Origin of the sequence: Nocardia sp. NPDC051832, assembly GCF_040681285.1 — a bacterium.
In the GTDB taxonomy this organism is placed as follows: Bacteria; Actinomycetota; Actinomycetes; order Mycobacteriales; family Mycobacteriaceae; genus Nocardia.
Map to the genome: position 1 here is coordinate 137,250 of NZ_JBFAYL010000002.1, position 24,025 is coordinate 161,274.

Genomic DNA, 24,025 nt, shown 5'->3' on the forward strand with positions numbered 1-24,025 from the left:
GGTTCGACATGACGGTATCCGCGGAACCGATCACCCTGGTCCCGGCGCCACCCGCCGCCGTCGCGGCGGCGAAACAAGCACGGCGAGTGCGTATGTCACTGCCGGGTCGAGTGAGCGAGGTACTGCTGACCGCTGTCCCGCTGGTGACGCTGCTGCTGCTGTGGTATCTGCTCACCGCGAATCAGGTGGTCTTCTGGCTGCGCTTCGACAAGATTCCCGCGCCCGCGGAGGTTTACGAATCCTTCCGCGCCCAGCTCGGCACCCAGTCCTACTACAGCAACATCATCTCGAGCATGCGCCGGATCCTGATCGGGTTCGGGCTCGCCACCCTGGCCGGCGTGCTGATCGGCATGGCGATCGGGCGCTCCCGGCTGGTCGGCACGCTGGTCCGGCCGGTGCTGGAAGTGTTCCGGCCGATCCCGGCTATCGCCTTGGTGCCCTTGGCGATTCTGCTGTTTCCCACCGGGGAGCAGGGCATCGTGTTCATCACCTTTTTCGCGGCCTTCTTCCCGGTGGCGGTCAGCACCATTCACGCCATGCACGCGTTGCCCAAGGTATGGGAGGAGGCCGCGCGCACGCTCGGGGCCAAGCGCTGGGAGATCCTGTTCCAGATCGCCCTACCCGGCGCGCTGCCCGGAATCTTCTCCGGACTCTCGGTCGCGATGGGTGTCGCCTGGATCTGCGTCATCAGCGCCGAGATGATCTCCGGCCAGTTCGGCATCGGGTACTTCACCTGGCAGTCCTACGGATTGCTGGACTACCCGGGCGTCGTGGTCGGCATGCTGTCCATCGGCGTACTCGGCTGGGCCACGGCCTGGCTGGTCGAACGGGCCGGGCGGCGGGTCAACCGCTGGCTGCCACGGGCCGTGCGATGAGCGCGGGCGCCGCCGTCGCGATGCGGGAGCTACGCATCGCCTACGGCGAGATCCTCACGGCCGAAGTCGATCTCGATGTGACACCGGGGGAGATCGTGGTGCTGCTCGGACCTTCCGGCTGCGGCAAGTCCACAATCCTGCGGGCGATGGCCGGACTGCTGACTCCGATCGGCGGCAGCGCCGAGGTCGACGGCGGCAGCGGTGAGCAATGCGCCATGGTCTTCCAGGAAGACGCGCTGCTGCCCTGGCGAACGGCGCGCAAGAACGTCGAATTCGCCTTGAAACTGCGCAAGGTGCCGCGCGGGCAACGGCGGACCGAGGCACTGGAACTGCTGGATCAGGTGGGGCTCACCGGTTTCGGCGAGCATCTGCCGGGCGCGCTGTCGGGCGGGATGCGCCAGCGCGTGCAGCTGGCCCGGACCCTGGCCACCCGGCCCCGGGTGCTGCTGATGGACGAGCCGTTCGGCGCGCTGGACGCCCAGACTCGCGCGGACATGCAGCGGCTGCTGATCTCGGTCTGGCAGCGGTATCAGACGACGGTCCTGTTCGTCACGCACGATGTCGACGAGGCGCTGCTGCTGGCCGACCGGATCGTGCTGCTGACACCGCGGCCGGCGCGGATCCAGCGGGTGATCACCATCGAACATCCGCGCGCGCCCGGCGCCCGCTTCGAACCCGAATTCGCCCGTAGGCGATACGAAATCCTGGCCGCGCTCGGCGAAGACGCCGAACCGGCCGCGACTACCGAGGAGGCATCATGACCTTCGTTATCGGCGCCGCGTGCGTCGACGTGATGGATCGGGCGTGTGTGGAGGAATGCCCGGTCGACTGCATCTACACCGGTGACCGGATGGCCTACATCCAGCCGGCCGAATGCGTGGACTGCGGTGCGTGCGAACCGGTCTGCCCGGTCGAGGCGATCTACCTCGATGCCGATATCCCGGCCGATCAGCAGCAGTTCGTGGCGGAGAACGCCCGATTCTTCGACGAGCCGCTGCCCGGGCGTGCGACGGCGCTCGGTTCACCGGGGAGCGCGGCGAAAATCGGTGCGGTGGGCGCCGATACGGCCTTCATCCGGGCGTATCGGCCATGACACCGCGGGTAGGGATCGTGGGTTCGGGTCCGGCGGGCATCTATGCCGCCGACGCGCTGCTGAAAGCGCTGCCGGAGGTATCGATCGACCTGTTCGAGCGGATGCCCGCTCCGTTCGGGTTGATTCGCTACGGCGTCGCGCCGGATCACCCGCGGATCAAAGGCATCATCACCGCCCTGCACCAGGTCCTCGACAAGCCGCAGGTGCGGTTGCTCGGCAATGTCGACTACGGCACCGACATCCACCTGGACGACCTGCGAACCTTTTATGACGCGGTCATCTTCGCCACCGGTGCGGAGGCCGATCGAGCCCTGGATATTCCAGGCATCGAGCTCGCCGGGTCCTATGGCGCGGCGGACTTCGTGTCCTGGTATGACGGCCATCCGGATGTCCCGCGTGCCTGGCCGCTGCACGCGGAGCGGGTCGCGGTGCTGGGCGTCGGCAATGTCGCGCTCGACGTGGCGCGTGTGCTCGCCAAGACCGCCGATGAGTTGCTGCCCACCGAGATTCCGCCGAACGTCTACCAGGGCCTCGCGAACAACAAGGCCGTCGAGGTGCACGTGTTCGGCCGCCGCGGCCCGGCGCAGGCCAAGTTCACGCCGCTGGAGCTGCGCGAGCTCGACCACTCGCCCAGCATCGAGGTCATTGTCGACCCCGCGGACATCGACTACGACGCGGGCTCGGAAGCGGCGCGGCGGCAGTCGAAACAAGTGGACATGGTCGCGAACACGCTGGAGCAGTGGGCGATTCGAGATCCAGGTACGCGTCCGCACAAGCTGTTCCTGCATTTCTTCGAATCCCCGGTCGAGGTGCTCGGGGCCGACGGCCGAGTCGTCGCCCTGCGGACTGAGCGCACGCGGCTCGACGGCAGCGGAAATGTCCAGGGCACCGGTGTATTCCGGGACTGGCCGGTCGGCGCGGTATACCGGGCTGTCGGATACCTCTCGCGAAACCTGGCCAAGCTGCCGTTCGACGACCGGGCGGGCGTGGTGCCGAACGAGGCGGGCCGGGTGCTGATCGACGAGGACGCACACGGCGCCGCGCGGCATCTGCCGGGCGTGTATGTCACCGGCTGGATCAAACGCGGGCCGATCGGCTTGATCGGCCACACCAAGGGCGACGCCAATGAGACCGTCGCCTGCTTGCTCGCGGATCGCGAGCGGCTCACGGGCGCAAGCGAACCCGATCCCGGCGCGGTGCTCGAGTTCCTGGCCGCGAAAGGCGTCGGGTACACCACCTGGCCGGGTTGGCGCCGGCTGGACGAGTACGAACGCGGCCTCGGCGCGCTCGCGGGCCGCGAGCGCGTGAAAGTCGTCGAACGTGCCGAGATGGTGCGTGTCAGCCTCGGACCGGATCACGAAAGTTGAGTTCGCCATGCCGATCACCTCTGCACCAGCACCGACCGCCGAACGCGTCCTACAAGCGCTGAGCGGGGTCGAGGATCCTGAAATCCACCGTCCCATCACCGAGCTCGACATGGTCGGCGACGTCGTTATCGGCGACGGCGGCCAGGTCCTCGTGCGGATACGGCTGACCGTCGCCGGTTGCCCGATGCGGGAGCGGATTACCCGCGAGGTCCGCGCGGCCGTGCTCGAGGTGCCGGGAACAGTTGCCGCCGCGGTCGAGTTCGAAGTCATGACCGACGAGCAGCGGACCGCTTTGCGTAAGAAGGTGCGCGGTGACGAACCGTCCATTCCGTTCGCCCAACCCGGCTCGCTGACCCGGGTCTACTGTGTCGTCTCCGGCAAGGGCGGGGTCGGAAAGTCCAGTGTCACCGTCAATCTGGCGACCGCCCTGGCGGAGCAGGGCCTGCGCGTCGGCATTCTCGACGCCGACATCCACGGCCACTCCATCCCCGCACTGCTGGGCTTGACCGCACGGCCCGTCCAGGTGGAGCGAATGATGCTGCCGCCCAGCGCGGGCGGGGTGAAGGTCATCTCCGTCGGGATGTTCGCCGAGGGGAACGAACCGGTGATCTGGCGCGGCCCGATGCTGCATCGGGCGTTGCAGCAGTTCCTCGTCGACGTGCACTGGGGCGATCTGGACGTCCTGCTGGTCGACCTGCCGCCCGGCACCGGCGATATCGCGATCTCCCTCGCCCAGCTGCTGCCGACCGCCGAGCTGTTGGTCGTCACCACACCCCAGCAGACCGCGGCCCGCATCGCCGAGCGCGCGGGCGCTGTGGCGGCGCAGACCAAGCAGCGGGTGGCCGGCGTCGTGGAGAACATGTCGTGGTTCGACGCGCCCGACGGCACCAGACAGGAACTGTTCGGCGCGGGCGGTGGGACGACGGTCGCGGCCCGGCTCAGCGAGCTGCTCGGCGCGGAATGCGCACTGCTGGGCCAGGTCCCGTTCGATCCGGCGGTGTGCGCGACCGGCGACAGCGGCACCCCGATCGTGCGCGCCGCGCCGGAGTCGCCCGCGGCGAACGCCTTTCGGGCAGTCGCGGGCACACTGGCGCTGCGGCCACGCGGTCTCGCGGGCTTGCGCCTCGCGGTGTCGCCCGGCTGACAACCTTCAGCTGGGCTTGATGAGCAGGGTTTCGTAGGCGTAGATCGCGGCCTGGGTGCGGTCGCGTAGCTGGAGCTTCTCCAAGACCCGGCGGACGTGGGTTTTCACGGTCTGCTCGGAAATCACCAGTTCCTCGGCGATTTCGGCGTTGGACAGGCCACGGGCGATGAGGACGAGGACTTCGGTTTCGCGGGCGGTGAGGTCGGCCGGTTTCGCGGTGGCGCGGGGTTGGCTGCGGCGGGCGAATTCGGACAGCAGGCGTTTGGTGACGGAGGGGGCCAGCAGGGCTTCGCCGGCGGCGACGATGCGGACCGCTTCGCCGAGGGAGTGGGCGGAGGATTCCTTCAGCAGGAATCCGGCGGCGCCCGCGCGCAGTGCGGCGTAGACGTATTCGTCGAGGTCGAAGGTGGTCAGGACGATCACCTTGGCGGGGCCGGTGGCGGTGATCTCGCGGGTGGCCTCGATGCCGTCGCAGACCGGCATCCGCACGTCCATCAGGATGACGTCGGGCTGTAGCCGTTCGGCTTCGCGGATCGCCTGGCGGCCGTCGGCGACCTGCCCGACCACGTCGATATCGGGCTGGGTGTCCAGCAGGACGGCCAGGCCCTCGCGGATCAGTTCCTGGTCGTCGGCGATCAAAACGCTGATGCTCATCGGTCTCCGTTCTGGGTCGGAAGTGCCGCGGCGACACGGTATTTGCCGTTTCCGGTGGGTCCGACATCGAGGGTGCCGCCGAGCATCGCGACACGTTCCCGCATGCCGAGGATGCCATGGCCGGAGCCTGTGGTCGGCGGCACCGGCGGCATGTGCTGATTCTCGACGCTGATCCGGATCTCCGCGGGGGTGGTCTCGATTTCGATCCGGACCGGTGCGCCCGGTGCGTGCCGGATGGCGTTGCTCACCGCTTCCTGCACGATGCGAAACGCGGAGAGTTCCACGCTCGCGGGGACTTTCGAGGTGTCGCCGAGCAGCTCGAGGGCAACGTGCGCGCCGGTGGCGCGCACCGAGGCGACGAGATCGGGAAGGTCGGCCAGCGTCGGCTGCGGCATCACCCCGGTGTCCCCGGAACGCAGCACGTCGAGGATGCGCCGCATTTCGCCGAGCGCGGCGGTGGCGCTGGACCGGATGGTGACCAGGCTGGCGGCGGTCTGCGGCGCGATCCCGGGGTCGCGGTACTGGGCCGCCTCGGCCTGGATCGCGATGACCGACATGTGGTGTGCCACCACGTCGTGCAGTTCCCGGGCGATGCGGGCCCGCTCCTCCAACCGCACCGTGCGCTGATGCTGTGCTTCGGCGGCCGCGCGCTGGCTGCGCAGGCTCTGACTGGTCGAGATCAGCGCCCGTACCGCCACCACCGTGGTCAGCAGCAACCCGGAAACGAAGGCGGCCGCGATCAACCCGATCGGCCAGTCGACCGGCCGCAAGTACAGGGCGAGGGCGGCGCCGGTGGCGATCGTCGCACCCCACGACACCGCCGCGGCCCGGGCGCTGGTCCGGAAAGCGGCCAGGCCGAGCACGACGAAATGGCTGTTGAGCGTGGGGTCGACCCACAGCTCGGCGTCCGCCCAGAGCGACCCCAGGGCGACCCCGGCGAGCGAAAGGAGCCACGCCGCGGACGGCCACCGCTGCACCAGCAGCAGCGCCGTGCCGGAGATCAGCGCGAGTCCGATCGCCTGGGCCTCCGGCATCCGGAATGCGGCGATCAGGGTGATCAGCACCACCGTGAACGCCGCTAGCGCGGCAACGATCGTCACCGTTCGCTTCGGCAGTCGCTCGAGGCGGCCGGGCCAGGTGTCCAGCACATGTGCCGCGATGTCGCGCATGCGCTACACCAAGTCCCGGCGGCGCATCAGCCACAGCGCGCCGGCGACACAGGCGGTCAGGTAAACCGCGAGGGCGGCAATCGATTCCGCGCGCGAGATGGTGGTCAGCACGCCGGGTGTCGTCTCACCCTGCAAGGTGCGCAGCGCCCCGGCCAGCGATCCGGCGGCCGTGCCGGGCAGATAGTCCATCACCACACCGGCGCTGCCGAGCATCTCCCCGAAGAAGCGCAGCACGTTCTCCAGGACCAGCACCCACAGCAAACCGAGTCCCACGGCGAGCGCGGGCCCGCGCGCGAGCACCCCGATGAGCACGCCGAGCATCGACCACATCCCCAGAATCGCTATGCCACTGCCGATTCCGGCCAGCGCGCGACCGAGCGAGGGCAGGACGATCGGCTGCGACTCGGCCCACGCGATGGCCGTCGCGACGCCCAGATCGGCCAGGAACGCCCCGAGGACCACGCCCACGACGACGGCGAAGACCGCCACCATGGTTCCGGCCAGGGCCGTGACCCGCCCGGGGCCCTGCGTCAGCACGGTTTTCCAAGTGCCCCAGCCATACCCGCTGCCGGTGGCCAGCGCGCCGAGGATCAGCACCAGCGCACCGCCGAAGACCACGGTGCCACCGGCGAACTCCTCCGGCACGGCCGCGGGCATCATCTGCGCGAGCAGTTGCTCGCGCGTCTGCCCTTCGGTCGCGCCGCTGGAATCGTCGGAGACATAACCGATGTAGTTGAGCGCGTACATGAAGGTCAGATTCAGGGCGAACCAGACCCCGATCAGAACCCAGAGGGTGGGCCAGCGCCGCAGGCGCAGCGCCTCGGCCCGGATGCTCGCCGTCATTTCCCCGCCTCCGTCAGCTCGAAGAACACTTCTTCCAAAGAACGTTCGTCGGTGCGTAATTCGTGCAGATCGGCGCCGGCCTGCACGATCGCGCGGGCGACCAGCGGCGCGACCTCGGCGCCCGCGTCGATGCGGATGCCGCCCGGGGCCGTCACCGCCGTACCGACCGCCGCGCGCACCGCCTCGAGCGCGACGGCCGCCGGTTCGGCCCGCACGAAAAGTGTGGCATTGCCGCGCAGTTCGGCCACTGTGGACTCGGCGAGCAATTTTCCGCCGTTGATCACCCCGACCCGATCGCAGATCTCCTGTACCTCGGCGAGCAGGTGGCTGGAGAGCAGGATGGTGTGGCCGCGGGCGGCGAGATCGGTGATCAGTTGCCGCATTTCGGCCATGCCCGCCGGGTCGAAGCCGTTGGTGGGTTCGTCCAGGATCAAGAGTTCCGGGTTGCCGAGCAGCGCGCAGGCGACGCCGAGCCGCTGTTTCATACCGTGCGAGTAGGTGCGGAACTTGTCGTCGCCGCGCGCGCTGAGCGCCACCCGGTCGAGTGCTTCCTCGGCGGCCGTATCGGGTAGCCGCCGATAGCGGGCCATGACCCGCAGATTGTCGCGGCCGGACAGGAACGGATAGAACCCCGGGCTCTCGATGAGAACCCCGAGCCGTGCGAGCGCCTCGGGATCGCCTGGCGGGCGGCCGAATACCCGCGCGGTACCACTCGACGGCTCGATCAGCCCGACCAGCATGCGCAGCGTCGTGGTCTTGCCGGCACCGTTCGGGCCGAGGAAACCGTAGATCTCCCCGGCCCGGACGGTGAGCGCGACATCAGCTACGGCGAGGTGCTCGCCGTAGCTCTTGGTCAGCGCGTCCGTGCGCACGATGTCGGTAGCCATCACACGGCCGCGGGCAGCAGCGCCGGAACTTCGACCTGGAACTCGCCCTCGATCTTGGCGACCTGCTTCTGCCCGACGATCGTCTTCATCATCAGGTCCCGGGCCTTGGTCGCCGCGTAGCCCCGCCACGAGGAAACCGTGCCGATGCGCCACGACTCCTGCTGGAGCGCGGTGCTTTCCGGACGCCGGACCGCTTCATAGTCGGTCAGGGCGGTGGCCAAGGCGGCGCGATCACCCAGATCGATCGGCACGATCCTGCGGGCGAGCACGATCGCGTCGACGATGGCCTCGCTCGCGCCCCGGCCCAGGTTGGGCGTGACGGCGTGCGCGGCGTCGCCGAGGAACACCACCCGCCCCTGGCTCCAGGAGGGCATGGGCCCGAGGGCCCGGACATCGTGGTGCAGCATCGCCGCCGGCGGCGTCGCGGCGATGAGCGCCTGCACCGGCTCCGGGAAGACGCTGAAGCGGTCCCGCAGATCGTGCTTGACGAGCTCGTTCGGCTCGTCGATGCCGACCTTCGGATTGCGCAGCGCCGCGGCCCAGAAGATGTGGTTGCTGCCGCAGTCCTTGACCGCGACGCGGGTGCCCCGCCCAAAGAACAACGTGAAGTTATTCGCCCCGCACGGCGGCTCGTGCTCGGCCACCGCGTGCACGATCCGGTAGTTGGCGGTGAGGATCTCGACCTCGGGGAAGATCGCCTGCCGGGTGCGGGAATTGATGCCGTCGGCCGCGACGAGCAGATCGGCGCGCTCCTCCCGGCCGTTCTCGAAAGTCACCGTGACACCGGCCGCGTCCTGTTCGACCTTCGTCGCCCGATGATTGAACTCGACCGGTCCGAGGTCGGGGGACCCGGCCAGCGTCTCGATCACCTCCGAGCGCCGGATCATCACCGGCATCGGCGCGTTGTGCTTGCGGGCGAACTCCGCGAGCTGCGCGTGGTAGAGCGGGGTCCCGTTCTGATTGAAGAACTGCTGCCGGTGCACTTCCGCGCCGCGGCGGCGGATCTCGTCGCCCAGGCCCAGTTCGGCGAAGGCCTTCATGCCCTTGACCCACACCTGGAGGGAGGCGCCGACGGTGCCGAAGGCGGGTGCTTGTTCGTAGACGGTGGCGTCGATGCCGACTTTCCGGAAGGCGATGCTGGCGCAGAGCCCGCCGATCCCGCCGCCGAGGATGATGACGCGTCCATTCGATGTCGTCATGGGGAACTCCCGAAATTGATAGTGGCTCAGTGGATGGTGTGCACGAGGTCGAGATCGAAGTTCCCCGAACGGAATTCGGGGTTCGCGAGGATCGCGTCGCGATGGAAGGCCGCGCAGGTGGTCAGTCCCGGGCCCTCGAGCACGAGCTCGTCGAGGGCGCGGCGCATGCGCTCGATCGCGCCGAGCCGATCGTCGGCCCAGACGATCACCTTGGCCAGCAGCGCGTCGTAGTACGGCGAGACCGACATGCCTTCTTCCAGGTGGCTGTCGACCCGCACCCACGGACCCGCGGGCGGCCGGAAGCGCTCGATCCGCCCGGTGGACGGCGCGAAATCGCGTTCCGGATTCTCGGCATTGATCCGGCACTCGATGGCATGGCCCCGTAAGACGATGTCGGACTGCCGGATTCGCAGCGGTTCGCCCTGGGCGATCCGCAGCTGCTCGGCGACCAGGTCCACCCCCGACACCATTTCGGTTACCGGATGCTCGACTTGCAGGCGCGCGTTCATCTCCATGAACCAGAACCCGCCGTCGCGGTCGAGCAGGAACTCCATCGTCCCGGCGCCCTCGTAGCCGACCGAGCGGGCGCCGGCCACCGCGGCCGCGCCGATCGCGGCCCGCTGCTCGTCGTTCAGCGCCGGTGACGGCGATTCCTCGAGCAGCTTCTGATGGCGGCGCTGCACCGAGCAGTCCCGTTCCCCGAGGTGCACGACATTGCCGAAGCGGTCGGCGAGGATCTGCACCTCGATGTGGCGCGCGCCCTCGAGATAGCGCTCCAGATACAGCCCGCCGTCCCCGAAGGCCAGGCTGGCCTCGGCCTGGGTCCGGCTGTAGGCGTCGGCGAGTTCGGCGGGTTCGCGCACCACGCGCATGCCCCGGCCGCCACCGCCCGCCACCGCTTTGAGGATCACCGGATAACCGACTTCACCGGCGATCCGCTCGGCCTCCTCGGCGTTGCGCAGCGCCGCCTGGGTGCCGGGCAGCAGCGGCAAACCGGCCGCGCTCATGAGCGCCCGGGTCACGGCCTTGTCGGCCAGGCTCGACATCACCTCCGAGGAGGGCCCGACGAAAACCAGGCCCTCCTCGGCGCACACCGCGGCGAAATCGGGGTTCTCCGAAAGGAACCCGTAGCCCGGATGAATCGCGTCCGCGCCGGTGCGCAGCGCCGCGCCGATGACGTTCGGAATGTTCAGATAGCTGCGGCCGGGTTCCGGCGGTCCGATGCACACCGCGTCGTCGGCCATCCGCACCGGGAGCGAGTCGGCGTCGGCGGTGGAATACACCACCACGCTGCGCAATCCGAGTTCCCGGCAGGCCCGGACCACGCGCAACGCGATCTCGCCGCGATTGGCGACGAGCACGGTCTTGATCTCGGTCACGACGCCATCTCCATCGTGGTCTCGGCCGGTTCGAACACGATCAGCCGCTGACCGAATTCGACCACCGAGCCGTCGGCGGGCAGCACGTCCACGATCCGGCCCGCGCTGGGCGCGGTGATCTGGTTCATCAGCTTCATGGCCTCGACGATCGCGACCACCTGGCCCTCCTCGACGTAGTCGCCGGGCGCGACGAACGGGTCGGCGCCGGGCTCGATCGCCCGATAGAAATGCCCGACCAGCGGCGATTCGATCGCGAAGGCCGTGGCCGCCGCCTCCTCCTCGGCCGGTGCGGCCGCCAAGGTGAGCTGCTCGGGACGGGTGACGATCTCGACGCTCTCGGCCCATTCGATGTCGACGTTGTAGTCCCCGGCCTGCACCCGCAGCCTGCGCGGCTGCCGATCGAGGTCGGCGACGATGGCCCGCACCTCCCGCATCATGTGCGTGAGCGAGGTGTCGAGATGGGCGTTGTGCTCGGTCTGGCGGAAGGCGGTCATGCGGGTTCTCCGATCATCGGGGTGGTTGATCCGAATTGGCGAAACTTGCGATACCGCGCCTCGACCAGATCGTGGCCGGGTAGCGCGGACAGTTCGGTGAGCGCGTGCGCCACCGCGCCGCGCAGGCCGGCGGCCGCGGAGATGACGTCGGCGGGCACCGACTCCGGGATGACGCCGTCGACGACGCCGAGCCGGAGTAGTTCCGGGGCAGTCAGTTTCAGCGCTTGCGCGGCCGCGCCCGCCGCACTGCGGTCGCCCCACAGGATCGCCGCGCAGCCCTCGGGGCTGATCACCGAGTAGTAGGCGTGCTCGAACATCAGCACGCGGTCGGCCACGCCCAGCGCGAGCGCGCCGCCGCTGCCGCCCTCGCCGGTGACCACCGCGACGATCGGCACCGGCAACCGGCTGGATTCCATGATCGCCCGGGCGATCGCCCCGGCCTGCCCGCGCTGCTCGGCGCCGACGCCGGGATACGCGCCGGGCGTATCGATCAGGGTCACGATCGGCATGCCGAACTTCGCCGCATGGTGCATGAGCCGCAGCGCTTTGCGATAGCCCTCCGGCTCCGGCATGCCGAAGTTGCGGGCGATGGATTCCTTGGTGTCGCTGCCTTTTTCGTGGCCGATCAGCATGACCGGCCGCCCGGCGAGCACGGCGGGCCCGCCCACCAGGGCGGTGCTGTCGCCGAACAGGCGATCACCGCGCAGTTCCAGGAAGGAGTCGAAGGCGACCGCGGCGAAGCTCAATGTCGTCGGACGTTCCCGGGCGCGCGCGAGTTTGACGATCGCCTCCGCGGGCCGGGCCGCGATCGCCTCCGGGTCGGTGATCGTCGTGGGGTCGGGCGTCGAGCGAACCGGCGCGCCGGTGCTATGCGCCGCAAGCACTTTCGTGAAGAACGAGCGCAGCTGTCCGCGCGGCACGACGGCGTCGAGCATGCCGCACTCCAGCAGGAATTCGGCGGTCTGGAAGCGCGGCGGCAGATCCTCGTTGATGGTCTCGCGGATGACGTTGGGCCCGGCGAACCCGATCAGCGCGCCCGGCTCGGCGACCAGCACGTCGCCGAGCATGGCGTAGGAGGCGGTGACGCCGCCGAAGGTCGGGTCGGTCAGCAGGCAGAGCACCAGCAGGCCCTCTTCGTGCATTCGCGCGATGGCCTGACTGGTCTTGGCCATCTGCATCAGCGAGAGCGCGCCCTCCTGCATCCGCGCGCCGCCGGAGGCGCACACCAGCAGGAGCGGAAGTCGCTGGGCCAGTGCGTGTTCGGCGGCCCGGGTGATCACCTCACCGACCGCGCTGCCCATCGAGCCGCCCATGAAACCGAACTCCATGGCCGCCACCACCAACCGATGGCCGCCGAGACTGCCGACGCCGAAGAGCGCGGCGTCCGGCCCGCCGGTGCGTTCGCGCGCTTCGTCCAGCCGTTTCAGGTAGCTCTTGCGGTCCCGGAACGCGAGCATGTCCCGGGTCTCGATGTCGTCGTATTCGCCTGGGGTCCAGGAACCTTCGTCGAGCAACCCAGCCAGCCGCTCGGCGGCGGCGAGGCGCAGATGATGGCCGCAGGCGGTGCAGACCTGGAGGTTGCGTTCCAATCGGCGCTTGTATTGGTATTCCGAGCAGGACGGGCATTTCACCCAGGTGGTTTCCTGGGCGAGCACTTGGGTCATCCGATCTCTCCATTCACCGGTGTCTTCTCGACCTGGGCGGCCAGAAATTCCCGCAGCGCGACGGCGACGGCGGCTGGGTCGTCCGCGTGCACCGCGTGTCCGGCGCCGGGGACGTAGACGTGAGTTCCGTTGTCGAGCAACGACATCGCGCGCTCCACGTGCTCCGGGGCCATCAGCGCGCCCGCGGCCGCGTCGCCCTGCACCAGCAGCACCGGGCAGCGCAGCCGCGCGAGCATCTGGTCGGGGTCCTGCTCGCGCTGGTTGCGGCCCTCGACCCAGCGCTGCTTCAGCTCCGGGTCCGCCAGCCGCAACGAGACCGCGATCGAGCGCATCGCGAAGCTGGGATTCGCGTAGAAGGTCATGGCGTCGCGCTGTTCCTGACGTAGCTGATACAGCGCCGAGTCCACGATGACCACCGCGCGCACCGAGTCCGGGAGAGTCGCGGCTACCATCGACGCCACCCAGCCGCCGAGGGAATGCCCGACCAGCACCACCGGTTCCGCGACCACCTCGGTGAGGAACTCGGTGATGTCGGCCGCGAAGTCGGTGAGCGCGTACTGCCCACTGGCCCAATCGGATCGGCCGTGCCCGCGCAGGTCGGGCGCGTAGACGTTCCAGCCCGGGCCCAGGCTGCGCACGAACGGCCGGAACGTCTGCCAGCGCGCGCCGAGACCGTGCAGCAGGCACAGCGCCGGACCGTCGCCGCCGATATGGGCGTAGTTGAGCATGGCCCCGCCGGCCCGGAAACTCCGCGACTCGATGAGCATCATTGCCCGCTGCCCCAGACCAGCGTCATGCCGGCGTACTTCCATTTGCTGGTCTCGATGGCCAGCAGCATGACGTTGTCGCCCGCGCTGACTCGCCCGGTCGTCGCGGCCTCGTCCAGCGCCAGCGGCACCGCGGCCGACCCGGTCGCGCCGACCCGCGCGATGTTCTCATAGACCTTGTCCCGCAACGCGAGCCATTCGTCGGTGAGCAGGCCGGCCGCCTCGAGTTCGCTGGTCATGTACCCCGCGTTGCCCTCGGGAACCACCCAGAGCGCGATGTCCTCGGCCGCCAGCTCACTGGCCGCCAGCAGGGTCTTCAGCGATCGGGTGATCATGTGCGGGATGAACTTTCCGGATTCGACGACGTCGACCTTGAGCTCGACCAGGCGCTTGGCCAGCGCCTGCTGGTGCAGCGGTGCGTGGGTCGCGCCGCCGATCACCTGCATGCCCGGCTTCTTCAGGCCGCCCATGGTCTCCAGGACCGAACCGAGCACGCCGGAGCGGGTTCCCGGCTCGGCCTCCTCGGCGCGCAATACCAGCGCGCCCGCGCCGTCGCCGAAGGTGTAGGCCACCAGCCGATCCCGCATCCGCACCCGCTCCGGGTCGATGCCGCGATACAGCGGCACCAGCAGCGGCGAGATGGCCTCACAGCCGACCACGAGCGCGTTGCGGAACGCGCCGCGCGCCAGGTAGCCGTAGGCGATATCGGCGGCCTCGACGAAACCCGCGCAGCCGGAACGGATTTCGAGGGTGGCGCACTCGGCGATGCCGAGATGCTGCTGGACGAAGGTGACCGCGGGCGGCAGCTGGTATTCCGGGCTCGCCGTCGACATCACGATGAGGTCGATGTCGGCGGGGCGCAGGCCGGCCCGTTCGATGGCCTGCGCGGCGGCGCGGGCCGCCATCTCGGAGTTGGTGATCAGGTGCTCGCCGGTCTGCGGGTCGATCATCCAATGCCGGTGCTGGACTTGGATGCCCTCCAGAATGTCGTCGGGCACCGGCCCGACCAGCGCCTCGACCTGCTTGTTGTCGATGGGCTCGCCGTGCAGGTAGCTGCCGGTGCCGACCAGGTGAACCGACAATCCGTTCGTAGCCATGCGGTGGTGTCCTCGGTCTCTCGTAGATGTCGATCAGTTCGGCGCCAGCACGATGCTGAAATGGGTGCCGCCGAGCGAAGAGCTGTTCACCAGCACCGCACCGTCGCGGGGCCGATCGGGTTGGCAGGCGGCCAGCGCCGCCGACAGCAGGCCGCCGACGCCGATCTGCTCGCCGAGGGACCGCTTCGCCGAAACGCGAACCGGCCCGGTGTCGCCGAAGATCCGTTCCAGCGCCAGCTGTTCCGGCGCGTCGATCGCCGGCCAGCCGACTTCGTTCGTCCACACCTGCGCGATGTCGGAGATCGCGAGTCCGGCGCTTTCGATCGCCGCCCGCATGGCGCGCTCGCTGCCCGCGCCCTTCGGATCGGTCCGGCCGACCCCGAGCGCGTCGGCGGCCGAGGCATGGCCGAGCACCTCGGCGTACACGGTGGCGCCCCGGCGGCGCGCGTTCTCGGCGCTTTCCAGCACAACGGCTGCCGCGCCCTCGGCGAGCGTGAACGCGTCCCGCGGTCCCATCGGGACGCCGAGCCGGCGGTAGCCCAGCGCGACCAGGTCGGTGAGCGTGTCCGCCGCGGTGGCCAGGATCGCGGTGGCGCGGCCGACCGACACCAGGTCGTAGCCGTAGCAGAGCGCGTTCGCCCCGGCGGCGTGGCCGGCGGTGACGGTCGAGGTCGGTCCGAGCGCGCCGAGCAGGGTGGCGACGCTGCCCGCCGCCGCGTTGTACACGGTGTTGGGGAAGACCGCGGGATTAGCCGCGGCCGCGCCCTCTTCGCGCAGCGGCCGGACGAACTGCTCCATCGCTTGCATGGGTCCGAGCCCGGTGCCGAAGACCACGCCGACCAGGTTCGGATCGTCGGCGATCAGGTCGGCGCCGGCGGCCTGCACGGCCTGGCTCGCGGCGAAGGTCGACAGCAGACCCAGCCGGTCCATCCGGCGGGCCTCGCGCCGGGTCAGGTGCTCGGCGGGATCGACCTCGATCCGCCCCAGCCGCATGCCGTCCTCGATCCGGCCACAATCCCGGCCCTCGGCCAGTGCCCGCAGTGCCGCCTCGATGCCGACACCGGCGGATCCGACGGCGCCCGCACCGGTCAGCACTACCCGAGTCGTCTGCGCCGCCGGCCGGACGACACCGGTCGGGCGGTCGGCGAAGGCGACACTGGCGTTCGCGCCGGCGAAGGCGAAGTTGTTCGAGATCGCGTTGCGCGGGCGCGCCACGCGGGGCTCGACGGCGACATGGTCGAGCCGGCATTCGGGATCGGGGACCAGCAGATTCGCGGTCGGCGGGAGGACGCCGTTGCGCAGTGCGCCGACCGTGATGATGGCTTCCACCGCCCCGGCCGCGCCGAGCAGATGCCCGATCATCGACTTGGAGCTGCTCACCGGGACCGCGTCGGCCGCTTCGCGCAGGGCCAGGCGGGTCGCTTTGGCCTCGGCGCTGTCGTTGCGCGGCGTGCCGGTGCCGTGGCTGTTGATGTAGCCGATCTCGGCGTCGTCCAGGCCCGACCACTCCATCGCCGCGCGCATCGCGCGCGCCGCGCCGGTGCCGTCGGGGCGGGGCGCGGTCGGGTGGTAACCGTCCGCCGAGAGCCCGTATCCCTTGACCTCGCAGAGCGGTTCGATATCGGCGGCCGCCACCAGGTCGGCGCGGGCCAGCACGAGCATGCCGCTGCCCTCGCCGAGCGAGAGCCCGGTCCGCTTGTCCTGATAGGGCGCGGCGGGGGTCGGGGACAGCGAGCCCAGCGAATTGAAGCCGGCGTAGGCCACGTCGGAGAGGGCGTCGGTGCCGCCCGCCAGCACGATGTCGGCGCGGCCGAAGGCGATCAGGTCGGCGGCGTAGCCGATCGCGTTGGCACCCGCCGCGCACGCCGTATTCACCGTCAAGGTCGGTCCCTTGCACTGGAATTCGGCAGCCAGCGACTCGGCGATCGCCTGCGGCGGGCCGTACATCGCCAGCTCGGCGGCGCCGTTGCCGGTCCCGTCGCCGAACCACTCCATGGTGCTGAGCAGTCCGGCGTTGCAGGTGCCCAGGACCACTGCCCGGCGCTCCGGGGCGACCCCGGAGACGAGCGTGTTCGCCGCGTCCATCGCCTCCTGCGCGGCGGCGAAGGCGAAATCGAAAGCGCGATCGCGGAATCCGCCGACCGCGGCCGCGACCGGCGAGGGCGGCACGGGGGAGCGCACCTCGCCGCCGATCCGGGTCCGGTACTCGGCCATCGGCAGGTGCTCGACCGGGCGGATCGCGACGTGGCCGGTGCTGACCCCGTCCCACAGCGCCTTCGCGGTGTCACCCTGGGAGGTGACGGCGCCGACGGCGACCACGACCACGGTCTGCATCGGTGTGGTGTCGAATTCTTCTCGTTCCTTCACGACGGACTCCTGTTCGGATTTCAGATGCGCTTGAGGGCCAGCGCCGCGGACTGGCCGGACAGGCCCCGGCCGATCGCGAGGCTGTAGTCGGATTTCAGATCGCGCGCGGTGCCGGGCACCCAGTCCAGGTCACAGTCCGCCGCGGCGTGCTCGAGGTTGAGGGTCGGTGCGACCGCGCCCTCGCGCAGTGCCGCCGCCGCCAGCGCCACATTCAATGCGCCCGCGGTGGAGAGCAACTGGCCGACCGCGGGTTGCACGCTGCTTGCCAGCACCGAATCCGCGCCCACGCCGAGCGCCGCTCGAAGCCCGCGCGCCTCGGCGGCATCCGCCCGCGGCACGGCAGCGCCGTCCGCCGCCACATATCCGACGGCGGTTCCGTCGATCGACGCCTCGCGTAGCGCGGAGCGGACGGAGTTGGCCAAGCCGGACCCGTCGCCCCAGATCTGGCCCGGCGCGACCGGTTCCCAGCCGCCGCCGAAGCCGACGATCTCCGCGTACGGCTGAATGCCGCGCCGCAGCGCGGCGTCGTAGTTCTCCAGCACCAGGATGCAGGACCCTTCGCCCAGGACGGTGCCGGAGGCGGCCTGGTCGTAGGGCCGGACCGCACCGGGACCGGTTGCCGCGGTGAGCAATCCGAGCCGGTCCAGCTTCGAGGCGCACCACCAGGAGACGGCGTCGTCGAACGCGCCCGCCACCGCGACCGCGGTGTCGCCACGCGCGATGGCGCGATACGCGTTGCCGATCGCGCTGATTCCCGCGTCACCCGCCCCGGACTGGAAGGCGCTCGGGCCGGCGAACCCGAATTCGTCCGAGAGGAAGAACATTTCGGCCGACGGCAGCCCCTCGACGAAGAACAGCGGGTACATGTTCGCCGCGGCTTTGCCGAGCCGTTCCATGTCGATCGATCCGTCGTCGTCGCGGGCCTCGACCGTCGCGTCCAGCACATGACGGGGATCGGCGATCTGGTTCTCGCTGGCCAGGTACACCCCGACGGTGTCGTTGCCGGGCGTCGCCGGATCGATCCGCGCCTCGTCGGCCGCGAGCCGGACCGCGGTATGCGCCAGCTGATTCGCGCGGGTCATCAGCCGCAGCGACTTCCGGTTGCGCACATAGGGTTTGGCGTCGAAGTCGGTGATCTCGGCGCCGAGCTGCGTGCGCAGCGAGGACGGGTCGTAGTGCTGCACGCGGCGGACCGCACTGTGCCCGGCGAGCAGCGCCTTCCAGGTCTGGGTGAAGCCGATTCCCAGGGGCGACACCACACCGATGCCGCTGATCACAACGCGATTCATGGGACTTCCTTAGGTGGGGCCGAATTGTTGATCATGGCCAGCTCCCGGGCGAGCACGACCACGGTGTCGCCGATGGTGATCCGGCCGGACAGCACCGCGTGCGCGCGGTCGTGTTCGCGGATGTCCACCGCCAGCCGGAGCTGGTCGCCCGGGCGCACGTAGTGCCGGAACTGCACCCGGCGCACCACCGTCAGCTGCCACTGGCCGCCCACCGTCGCGGCGAGCAGGGTGTCGGCCAGATTCGAGATCCCGTGCAGCAGCAGTACTCCCGGCAGCACCGGGAAGCGCTGGAAGTGGGTGTCGAACACCGTCAGCGTGTTCGGCACGTTCGCCAGCGCGACCGCCCGGGCGCCGACATGCAGCTCGACGATCCGGTCCAGGCAGAGCCCGCCCGCCAGCGCGAGTTCGTCCGGCGGGACCCGCAGCTCGCCGTCCCAGCGCGGGGCGGACAGGATGCTGTCGATGGTCATGACGCCTCCAGCAGCAGCGAGGCATTGGTGCCGCCGAAGGCGAACGAGTTGACCACCGCGACCGAAACATCCTTGGCGCGAGCCTGATTCGGGACGTAGTCCAGATCGAGTTTGGGATCGGGTTCGGTGTAGTTGATCGTCGGCGTCACCAGCCCCTCGGCGAAACCACGCAGTGCCGCAAGCACATTGAGCGCACCGGCGCCCGCCGTGAGATGCCCGGTCATCGATTTGGGCGAGGTGACCAGCAGCTCGTGGGCGTGTGCGCCGAAGACCTGCTTGATCGCCGCGGTCTCGGAGGTGTCGTTGCCCGGAGTGCTGGTGCCGTGTGCGTAGACGCAGTCGACGGCGTCCGGGTCGACCCCGGCGTCGGCGATCGCGTTGGCCATCGCGGTGATGGAACCGCCGCCGTCCGGCGGGGAGTCGGTGATCCGGTAGGCGTTCATCGTCGCCGCGTAACCGCCGACCCGCCCGAGGATGCGCGCCCCGCGCGCCCGGGCGATCTGCTCGTCTTCGAGCACCATCAGCACCGAGCCCTCGCCGAGCACGAACCCGTCCCGGTTCGCGTCGAACGGTTTGGAGGCCCGGGTGGGATCGTCGTTGTATCCGGTGGTCAGCGCGCCCAGCAAGGAGAAACCGGAGACGTCGAGCCATGTCGTCAGCGCGTCCTGACCACCCGCGATCGCCATGGTGATCTCCCCGGCCTGGATGCGCCGGAACGCCTCCCCGATCGCGTGCGTGGCCGAGGCGCACGCCGTGCTGATCCCGCTGATGGGCCCCCGGCAACCACCCACCTCGGCGATGGCGGCGAGATCGACGCCCTGATCGCAGCGCAGGGTGCTGTCCGGGTCGCGCCGATAGATCTCGGCCCCGTCGCTGCGCCGGCGGGTCAGCCCGATCTCGGCCAGCTCGGCGGCTTCGGGCCGGCCGACATGGCCGCCCACGAAGACGCCCCGGAGTTCCGGGGCGTGATGCCCGGCCAGGTCACCCGCGTCCGCGACCGCCTCTGCGGCCGCGACCACACCGAAAGCGCCTGCGCGAGTGAGCAATTCCCAGCGCTGGGTGTGCAGCAGCTCGGGCGCGGGTGCGAAATCGCGCACCATCCCGGCGATCTGCACCGAGAACGAGCCGGGATCGAAGGTGGCGATCCGCCCGACCCCGCTGCGGCCCGCGGCCAGCGCGGACCAGGTTTCCGGCGCGGTATTGCCGACCGGAGTCACCGCGCCGATGCCGGTGATGACGACCTTGTTGTTCATGAGCGGTCCCCACTTCGCAGGATTTCTTCGCGACCGCGCACCGACTCGGCATCCTCGAGCACGTCGGCGTCGATCAGTGCGCACATCAGGTCCTCGACTTCGAGGACGGTCCGGTCGCCGACCGACAGCCGGCCCGAGACCACGATGGTGTCCCCGGCCGACTGGATGTCGGCCGCCGCGACGACGTCGTCGCCGGGACCCACCTTCGACTGGGCCAGGACCGCGCCCACCGACAGCAGCACCGCGCGGTGCTTGCGTTCGGTACTCAGATAGACCAGCCAGGCCGCGCTCTGCGCGAGCACCTCGAGCTGGATCGGCAGCGGCATGTAGCGGCCGGAATCATCGGTGGCCCAATAGGTTTCACTAGAACTGGTGCGCTTGACCGCCTCGATGCGGGTCCACGGTTCCAGGGTGTCGATGCGATCGACCAGATGGAATCTCATGGCCGCACCGCGTCAGCTCGCCGCGCCGACGTGCGGGGAGACCAGGTCCGCCAGGTTGCGCACCGTGAAGAGGTTCATCACGTCCTCGGCGGGCAGCTTGCCGCTGAGCTCCGCCGTATCGATCTGCGGCATCACCTTTTCCAGCTGCGCCAGGCCGACATCGGAGACGAGGCCGTCGTCGGTGCCGAACTGCTCGTCCGGAATGCCGCCCTGAATCCGCTCGCTCAGCTCGTTGGTCGTGATCTTGACGCCGAGCCGGCGCTCGATCCGGAAGAGGATGTCGAGCAGGTCGATCGACTCCGCGCCGACCTCCCCGAAAAGCGTTGCGTCGGCCTCGACTTCGTCGATGTCGAGGGCGACCGCCTCGGCCACGATCTCACGGACGGCATCGATGACACTGGTTTCGGACATGGTTGTTCCCTCTATCTGTGGTGAGAGCCCGTCAGCGACGGGTGGTTTTCTTCAGTGGTTTGCCCAGAAGCAAAGTGCCGCCGCCCATTCCGTCGATCGGGATGAGCGCGCCGCTGAGGTGCCTGGTGTGCGCCGCGGCCAGGAAGGACACCACCTCGGCGACCTCCTCGACGGAGGTGGCGCCGGGTACCGGGACCTGCCCGATGATGCCGTCGCCGTTGCCGCCGCTGAGCACGTCGGCGATCATCTCGGTCTCCACGAAACCGGGCAGCACGGCGTTGACCCGGATGCCGAACCTGGCGAACTCGAGTGCCGAAGCCTTGGTGAAGGAGTTGATCGCGGCTTTGGACGCGGCGTAGCCGGAGGCGCCGAGCCAGGCCCGCTGGCCCATGACGGAGGAGACGTTGACGATGGCTGCCCCGTCCTGCTGGGTGAGCGCGGCGGAAGCCGCTCGGGTGCAGTTGAAGACGCCGCCGAAATTGACTCGCATCACGTCGAGCCAGTCGGCCTCGTCCATCTGCATGATCAGCCGGTTGCGGGTGATACCGCAGTTGTTGACCAGGATGTCGAGCCGGCCGGCCTGGGCCAGGGTCTCCTGCACGACCGCCTCGGCCTCGGCCAGCTGTGACACGTCACCCTGGACTGCGATGGCACGGCCGCCGTCGTTCTCGATTTCCGCGACGACTTCTTTGGCGGCCTGGTCACCGCGAAAGTAGTTCACTGCTACGAATGCGCCTTCGGCGGCGAGGCGACGGCATATTGCTCGTCCGATTCCGCCCGATCCGCCTGTTACCAATGCGGCGCGGCCGGTGTGAATTGATGACATACAGCCCTCCCCGGAGCACTGCTCTCGGAAGTGCGGCACCGTTCGGATCGAACGATCGGATCCACACTTTCCGAAACCGATGATCCAGCTCGAACTAACACTGTGCAACTGACCAAACCGTGACGCTCGTCACAGCCCTCTCGGCGCTCGAAAAGTCGCCGGAAGCGTGAATTGGAACCGATTACACACGGTTAAATTCGAGATGTTCCCAGGCCATCGGCATTGTCGCGGTTAACGGCCGGACCCGTCCCCAGAGTTTGCCGGATACCATTTTCCGGGTGTGTGTCGCGGGATTGCGACACCTGATGTTCACGATTTCGTATCAAGCTCCAAGTTCGCGGTAACCCAAAAAAGCAAACTGGGCGGGTGACTATTTGGGTATGAGGGTGATACAGGCCACTCTTGCGCGTAAATTCCGTCCGCCTGCGCGCATAATCGCAACCGGGGGTGGCCCCGATGCCGCGACGTACGAAGCGGTCAGTCGTGGCCTGGATTCTTTCGGGTTCTTTGGTATGCCCGTCTTTCTCGATGGAGTTTCGAAATGCAAACCTCGTACTTGTTTCCCGGTCAAGGTTCTCAGCGGGTCGGGATGGGCCGCGACTTGCGCGCCGCCTATCCGGATCTGATAGCTCCGGTATTCGATACCGCCGATGAGATTCTCGGTTTCGAACTGTCCCGGCTGTGCTGGGAGGGGCCCGAGGAACGGCTGGAGCGGACCGACATCACGCAGCCGGCGATCTTCGTCGCCAGTTATGCCGCGTACCGGGTGCTGGCCGAGATATTGCCGCCGCCCGCGGTGGTCGCCGGGCACAGCCTCGGCGAGTACACCGCGCTGGTTGCCGCCGGAGTGCTGGAGTGGACGGACGCGCTCGCGCTGGTGCGGCGGCGCGGGATGCTGATGGCCGGGGTGAACGAGTCGACGCCCGGCGCGATGGCCGCGGCGCTCGGGTTGCCCGCCGCCGAAGTCGAGCGGATCTGCGCCGACGTGCGCGCCGAGACCGCCGCGGTCGTCGAGGTCGCGAACTACAACAGCGCTGATCAGACTGTGGTTTCCGGCAGTGTGGACGGTGTGGCCGCGTTCAGCGCCCGGGTGCTGGCGCTCGGTCGCGCGGAGGTGAAGGTCAAGCGCATCAAGGTCGGTGCGCCGTTCCATAGCTCGATGATGGCGGCGGTGGAAGCCGAGTTCGCCGCCGATCTGGCCCGGGTGCGTTTCGCCGATCCGGTGCTGCCGATCATCGCGAACGTCACCGCCCGGCCGGTGCGGACGGGGGAGCAGGCGCGAGACGCGTTGCGTACTCAGCTCGCGGGATCGGTGCGGTGGAGCGACACCCTGACGACCGTGCTCGGATACGGCATCGACACTTTCGTGGAGGTCGGGCCGGGTCGCGTACTGAGCGGTCTTTGTAAACGGGCATATCCCGAGGTCGCCTGCTATTCCGCGGGGGAGGCCCGGCGTATCGAAACCATTGTCGGCGCGGCCGGCTTCGGTGTGGACGCTGGATTGCGCGCATCCTGAGGAACCCGAGCCGAGGAGGATCCCCGCGGTGGCGCCGCGCTGCCGCGGGCTAAATCGGGCGTTCGGCGACCGTGTCCCAGAATTCCACGGCGAGGGATTCGTAGCGGATGCCGAATTCCAGGACCAGTAGTTCGTTAGCATCACTTTCTGGCGTTCCCGACAGTGAGGTGTGTGCGGTGCGGTAGCGGTCGAGCCGTTGCTGGTGCGCGGACTTCTCGGCTTCGGCTACTTTGGCGATGTCCGCCGGCGCGGACAGGCTACCGAAATAGAGTTTCAGCAAGCCGCTGTCCCGCAGTTCGTGGGTGGGTGCGTCCGCGCTGTGCGAGAGCCATTCTTCGAGTCGTGCCCGCCCGAGATCGGTGATACTATAAATTCGCCGGCGGCGGCCTGTCGGCTCCTGATATCCGGAGAGCAACTGCTTCTCGGCAAGGCGCTCGGGTTCAGCGTATATTTGAGAATGTGGAAAGGACCAGAAGAATCCGATAGAACGGTCCACATGCTTTTTGATGTCGAATGGCGTACAAGGGCCGGTGCGTGCCACCAGGCTCAGTACCAAATATGACGTCGGGCTTAGTTTGAAGTCGGACAAGCGGCTCACTCCTCTCGTGTCGAGGGCAGCCGCGAATAGAAGCGACGGACCCTTTCTCGGTTGTTTGTGGATTCGCGCATTTCGTAATTCACACAGTTCCACTGTCTGGGACTCAACCTGTGGGCCGGACTATACATTTCGGACTGTTGGCGAGTCAACCGGTGTGGGCGTCGCGCGCTATGCGCCGCAATACTTTTCGGATCGAATGTCCCGGCGCCCGAGCGGCGCC

Annotated in this window: 24 protein-coding genes; 6 read left to right on the forward strand and 18 right to left on the reverse strand. The window is 68.9% G+C overall.

Features of this window, described 5'->3' with window-relative positions:
- The first annotated feature begins 8 nt into the window (after positions 1-8).
- The 5 genes from AB0M14_RS10320 to AB0M14_RS10340 are packed head-to-tail and all read left to right on the forward strand — an operon-like array spanning position 9 to position 4,479.
- Positions 9-875, forward strand: a complete 867-nt coding sequence (locus tag AB0M14_RS10320) for an ABC transporter permease (protein ID WP_364991861.1) — start codon at positions 9-11, stop codon at positions 873-875.
- Positions 872-1,636: an ABC transporter ATP-binding protein gene (locus AB0M14_RS10325; protein WP_364991864.1), complete on the forward strand. Its 765-nt coding sequence runs from the start codon at positions 872-874 to the stop codon at positions 1,634-1,636. Before AB0M14_RS10320 ends, AB0M14_RS10325 begins: the two co-directional genes overlap by 4 nt.
- Complete coding sequence (gene fdxA / locus AB0M14_RS10330) at positions 1,633-1,968, forward strand: ferredoxin (RefSeq protein WP_364991868.1); 336 nt, start codon at positions 1,633-1,635, stop codon at positions 1,966-1,968. The genes AB0M14_RS10325 and fdxA overlap by 4 nt, the downstream gene beginning before the upstream one ends.
- Positions 1,965-3,335, forward strand: a complete 1,371-nt coding sequence (locus AB0M14_RS10335) for an FAD-dependent oxidoreductase (protein WP_364991871.1) — start codon at positions 1,965-1,967, stop codon at positions 3,333-3,335. The genes fdxA and AB0M14_RS10335 overlap by 4 nt, the downstream gene beginning before the upstream one ends.
- Positions 3,336-3,342: 7 nt before the next feature.
- A complete protein-coding gene (locus AB0M14_RS10340; RefSeq protein WP_364991874.1) occupies positions 3,343-4,479 on the forward strand; it encodes an Mrp/NBP35 family ATP-binding protein in 1,137 nt (378 codons plus the stop codon).
- 6 nt (positions 4,480-4,485) lie between these two features.
- On the opposite strand, the gene AB0M14_RS10345 is transcribed toward AB0M14_RS10340, so the two are convergent.
- From AB0M14_RS10345 to AB0M14_RS10425, 17 genes are read right to left on the reverse strand one after another with little or no spacing between them, the layout of a single operon-like run.
- Complete coding sequence (locus AB0M14_RS10345; RefSeq protein WP_364991877.1) at positions 4,486-5,133, reverse strand: response regulator transcription factor; 648 nt, start codon at positions 5,131-5,133, stop codon at positions 4,486-4,488.
- Positions 5,130-6,302 carry a histidine kinase gene (locus AB0M14_RS10350; protein WP_364991879.1) on the reverse strand — a complete coding sequence of 391 codons (1,173 nt, stop codon included), beginning with the start codon at positions 6,300-6,302 and terminating at the stop codon, positions 5,130-5,132. The genes AB0M14_RS10345 and AB0M14_RS10350 overlap by 4 nt, the downstream gene beginning before the upstream one ends.
- 3 nt (positions 6,303-6,305) lie before the next feature.
- The gene (locus tag AB0M14_RS10355; RefSeq protein ID WP_364991882.1) at positions 6,306-7,145 is read right to left on the reverse strand and encodes an ABC transporter permease; all 840 of its coding nucleotides are present in this window, start codon (positions 7,143-7,145) and stop codon (positions 6,306-6,308) included.
- Entirely contained in the window at positions 7,142-8,032 is an 891-nt protein-coding gene (locus AB0M14_RS10360; RefSeq protein ID WP_364991885.1) for an ABC transporter ATP-binding protein, read from the reverse strand. The genes AB0M14_RS10355 and AB0M14_RS10360 overlap by 4 nt, the downstream gene beginning before the upstream one ends.
- Entirely contained in the window at positions 8,032-9,231 is a 1,200-nt protein-coding gene (locus AB0M14_RS10365) for an FAD-dependent monooxygenase (protein WP_364991888.1), read from the reverse strand. The genes AB0M14_RS10360 and AB0M14_RS10365 overlap by 1 nt, the downstream gene beginning before the upstream one ends.
- A gap of 26 nt (positions 9,232-9,257) precedes the next feature.
- The gene (gene accC, locus AB0M14_RS10370; RefSeq protein WP_364991891.1) at positions 9,258-10,610 is read right to left on the reverse strand and encodes an acetyl-CoA carboxylase biotin carboxylase subunit; all 1,353 of its coding nucleotides are present in this window, start codon (positions 10,608-10,610) and stop codon (positions 9,258-9,260) included.
- Complete coding sequence (locus AB0M14_RS10375) at positions 10,607-11,104, reverse strand: biotin/lipoyl-containing protein (RefSeq protein ID WP_364991894.1); 498 nt, start codon at positions 11,102-11,104, stop codon at positions 10,607-10,609. The genes accC and AB0M14_RS10375 overlap by 4 nt, the downstream gene beginning before the upstream one ends.
- Positions 11,101-12,768, reverse strand: coding sequence for an acetyl-CoA carboxylase carboxyltransferase subunit alpha (locus tag AB0M14_RS10380; protein WP_364991896.1), 1,668 nt, complete (start codon positions 12,766-12,768; stop codon positions 11,101-11,103). Before AB0M14_RS10380 ends, AB0M14_RS10375 begins: the two co-directional genes overlap by 4 nt.
- Positions 12,765-13,538, reverse strand: coding sequence for an alpha/beta hydrolase (locus AB0M14_RS10385; RefSeq protein ID WP_364991899.1), 774 nt, complete (start codon positions 13,536-13,538; stop codon positions 12,765-12,767). The genes AB0M14_RS10380 and AB0M14_RS10385 overlap by 4 nt, the downstream gene beginning before the upstream one ends.
- Entirely contained in the window at positions 13,535-14,632 is a 1,098-nt protein-coding gene (locus tag AB0M14_RS10390) for a 3-oxoacyl-[acyl-carrier-protein] synthase III C-terminal domain-containing protein (protein WP_364991903.1), read from the reverse strand. The genes AB0M14_RS10385 and AB0M14_RS10390 overlap by 4 nt, the downstream gene beginning before the upstream one ends.
- Positions 14,633-14,665: 33 nt before the next feature.
- On the reverse strand, positions 14,666-16,999 hold the full coding sequence (locus AB0M14_RS10395) for a beta-ketoacyl-[acyl-carrier-protein] synthase family protein (protein ID WP_364991906.1): 2,334 nt from the start codon (positions 16,997-16,999) through the stop codon (positions 14,666-14,668).
- A 20-nt stretch (positions 17,000-17,019) separates the two neighbouring features.
- Positions 17,020-18,288, reverse strand: a complete 1,269-nt coding sequence (locus AB0M14_RS10400) for a beta-ketoacyl synthase N-terminal-like domain-containing protein (protein ID WP_364991909.1) — start codon at positions 18,286-18,288, stop codon at positions 17,020-17,022.
- Positions 18,285-18,758, reverse strand: a complete 474-nt coding sequence (locus tag AB0M14_RS10405; RefSeq protein WP_364991913.1) for a hypothetical protein — start codon at positions 18,756-18,758, stop codon at positions 18,285-18,287. The genes AB0M14_RS10400 and AB0M14_RS10405 overlap by 4 nt, the downstream gene beginning before the upstream one ends.
- Positions 18,755-20,011, reverse strand: a complete 1,257-nt coding sequence (locus AB0M14_RS10410) for a beta-ketoacyl-[acyl-carrier-protein] synthase family protein (RefSeq protein WP_364991915.1) — start codon at positions 20,009-20,011, stop codon at positions 18,755-18,757. The genes AB0M14_RS10405 and AB0M14_RS10410 overlap by 4 nt, the downstream gene beginning before the upstream one ends.
- On the reverse strand, positions 20,008-20,454 hold the full coding sequence (locus tag AB0M14_RS10415) for a hypothetical protein (protein WP_364991918.1): 447 nt from the start codon (positions 20,452-20,454) through the stop codon (positions 20,008-20,010). The genes AB0M14_RS10410 and AB0M14_RS10415 overlap by 4 nt, the downstream gene beginning before the upstream one ends.
- A gap of 12 nt (positions 20,455-20,466) precedes the next feature.
- Positions 20,467-20,865 carry an acyl carrier protein gene (locus AB0M14_RS10420; protein WP_364991921.1) on the reverse strand — a complete coding sequence of 133 codons (399 nt, stop codon included), beginning with the start codon at positions 20,863-20,865 and terminating at the stop codon, positions 20,467-20,469.
- A 31-nt stretch (positions 20,866-20,896) separates the two neighbouring features.
- Complete coding sequence (locus AB0M14_RS10425; RefSeq protein WP_364991923.1) at positions 20,897-21,691, reverse strand: 3-oxoacyl-ACP reductase family protein; 795 nt, start codon at positions 21,689-21,691, stop codon at positions 20,897-20,899.
- Between the two features lie 541 nt (positions 21,692-22,232).
- On the opposite strand from AB0M14_RS10425, the gene fabD reads away from it, so the two are divergent.
- Complete coding sequence (fabD, locus tag AB0M14_RS10430; protein WP_364991926.1) at positions 22,233-23,207, forward strand: ACP S-malonyltransferase; 975 nt, start codon at positions 22,233-22,235, stop codon at positions 23,205-23,207.
- 49 nt (positions 23,208-23,256) lie between these two features.
- Here the strand turns inward: fabD and AB0M14_RS10435 are convergent, their stop codons facing one another.
- The gene (locus tag AB0M14_RS10435; RefSeq protein ID WP_364991929.1) at positions 23,257-23,796 is read right to left on the reverse strand and encodes a PadR family transcriptional regulator; all 540 of its coding nucleotides are present in this window, start codon (positions 23,794-23,796) and stop codon (positions 23,257-23,259) included.
- Positions 23,797-24,025: the final 229 nt, after the last annotated feature.

Excerpts from the sequence above, each read along its gene's own strand:
- AB0M14_RS10320 (WP_364991861.1), top strand. The coding sequence starts at position 9 with ATGACGGTATCCGCGGAACCGATCACCCTGGTCCCGGCGCCACCCGCC.
- AB0M14_RS10325 (WP_364991864.1), top strand. The coding sequence starts at position 872 with ATGAGCGCGGGCGCCGCCGTCGCGATGCGGGAGCTACGCATCGCCTAC.
- fdxA (WP_364991868.1), top strand. The coding sequence starts at position 1,633 with ATGACCTTCGTTATCGGCGCCGCGTGCGTCGACGTGATGGATCGGGCG.
- AB0M14_RS10335 (WP_364991871.1), top strand. The coding sequence starts at position 1,965 with ATGACACCGCGGGTAGGGATCGTGGGTTCGGGTCCGGCGGGCATCTAT.
- AB0M14_RS10340 (WP_364991874.1), top strand. The coding sequence starts at position 3,343 with ATGCCGATCACCTCTGCACCAGCACCGACCGCCGAACGCGTCCTACAA.
- AB0M14_RS10345 (WP_364991877.1), bottom strand. The coding sequence starts at position 5,133 with ATGAGCATCAGCGTTTTGATCGCCGACGACCAGGAACTGATCCGCGAG.
- AB0M14_RS10350 (WP_364991879.1), bottom strand. The coding sequence starts at position 6,302 with ATGCGCGACATCGCGGCACATGTGCTGGACACCTGGCCCGGCCGCCTC.
- AB0M14_RS10355 (WP_364991882.1), bottom strand. The coding sequence starts at position 7,145 with ATGACGGCGAGCATCCGGGCCGAGGCGCTGCGCCTGCGGCGCTGGCCC.
- AB0M14_RS10360 (WP_364991885.1), bottom strand. The coding sequence starts at position 8,032 with ATGGCTACCGACATCGTGCGCACGGACGCGCTGACCAAGAGCTACGGC.
- AB0M14_RS10365 (WP_364991888.1), bottom strand. The coding sequence starts at position 9,231 with ATGACGACATCGAATGGACGCGTCATCATCCTCGGCGGCGGGATCGGC.
- AB0M14_RS10375 (WP_364991894.1), bottom strand. The coding sequence starts at position 11,104 with ATGACCGCCTTCCGCCAGACCGAGCACAACGCCCATCTCGACACCTCG.
- AB0M14_RS10380 (WP_364991896.1), bottom strand. The coding sequence starts at position 12,768 with ATGACCCAAGTGCTCGCCCAGGAAACCACCTGGGTGAAATGCCCGTCC.
- AB0M14_RS10385 (WP_364991899.1), bottom strand. The coding sequence starts at position 13,538 with ATGATGCTCATCGAGTCGCGGAGTTTCCGGGCCGGCGGGGCCATGCTC.
- AB0M14_RS10390 (WP_364991903.1), bottom strand. The coding sequence starts at position 14,632 with ATGGCTACGAACGGATTGTCGGTTCACCTGGTCGGCACCGGCAGCTAC.
- AB0M14_RS10400 (WP_364991909.1), bottom strand. The coding sequence starts at position 18,288 with ATGAATCGCGTTGTGATCAGCGGCATCGGTGTGGTGTCGCCCCTGGGA.
- AB0M14_RS10405 (WP_364991913.1), bottom strand. The coding sequence starts at position 18,758 with ATGACCATCGACAGCATCCTGTCCGCCCCGCGCTGGGACGGCGAGCTG.
- AB0M14_RS10410 (WP_364991915.1), bottom strand. The coding sequence starts at position 20,011 with ATGAACAACAAGGTCGTCATCACCGGCATCGGCGCGGTGACTCCGGTC.
- AB0M14_RS10415 (WP_364991918.1), bottom strand. The coding sequence starts at position 20,454 with ATGAGATTCCATCTGGTCGATCGCATCGACACCCTGGAACCGTGGACC.
- AB0M14_RS10420 (WP_364991921.1), bottom strand. The coding sequence starts at position 20,865 with ATGTCCGAAACCAGTGTCATCGATGCCGTCCGTGAGATCGTGGCCGAG.
- AB0M14_RS10425 (WP_364991923.1), bottom strand. The coding sequence starts at position 21,691 with ATGTCATCAATTCACACCGGCCGCGCCGCATTGGTAACAGGCGGATCG.
- fabD (WP_364991926.1), top strand. The coding sequence starts at position 22,233 with ATGCAAACCTCGTACTTGTTTCCCGGTCAAGGTTCTCAGCGGGTCGGG.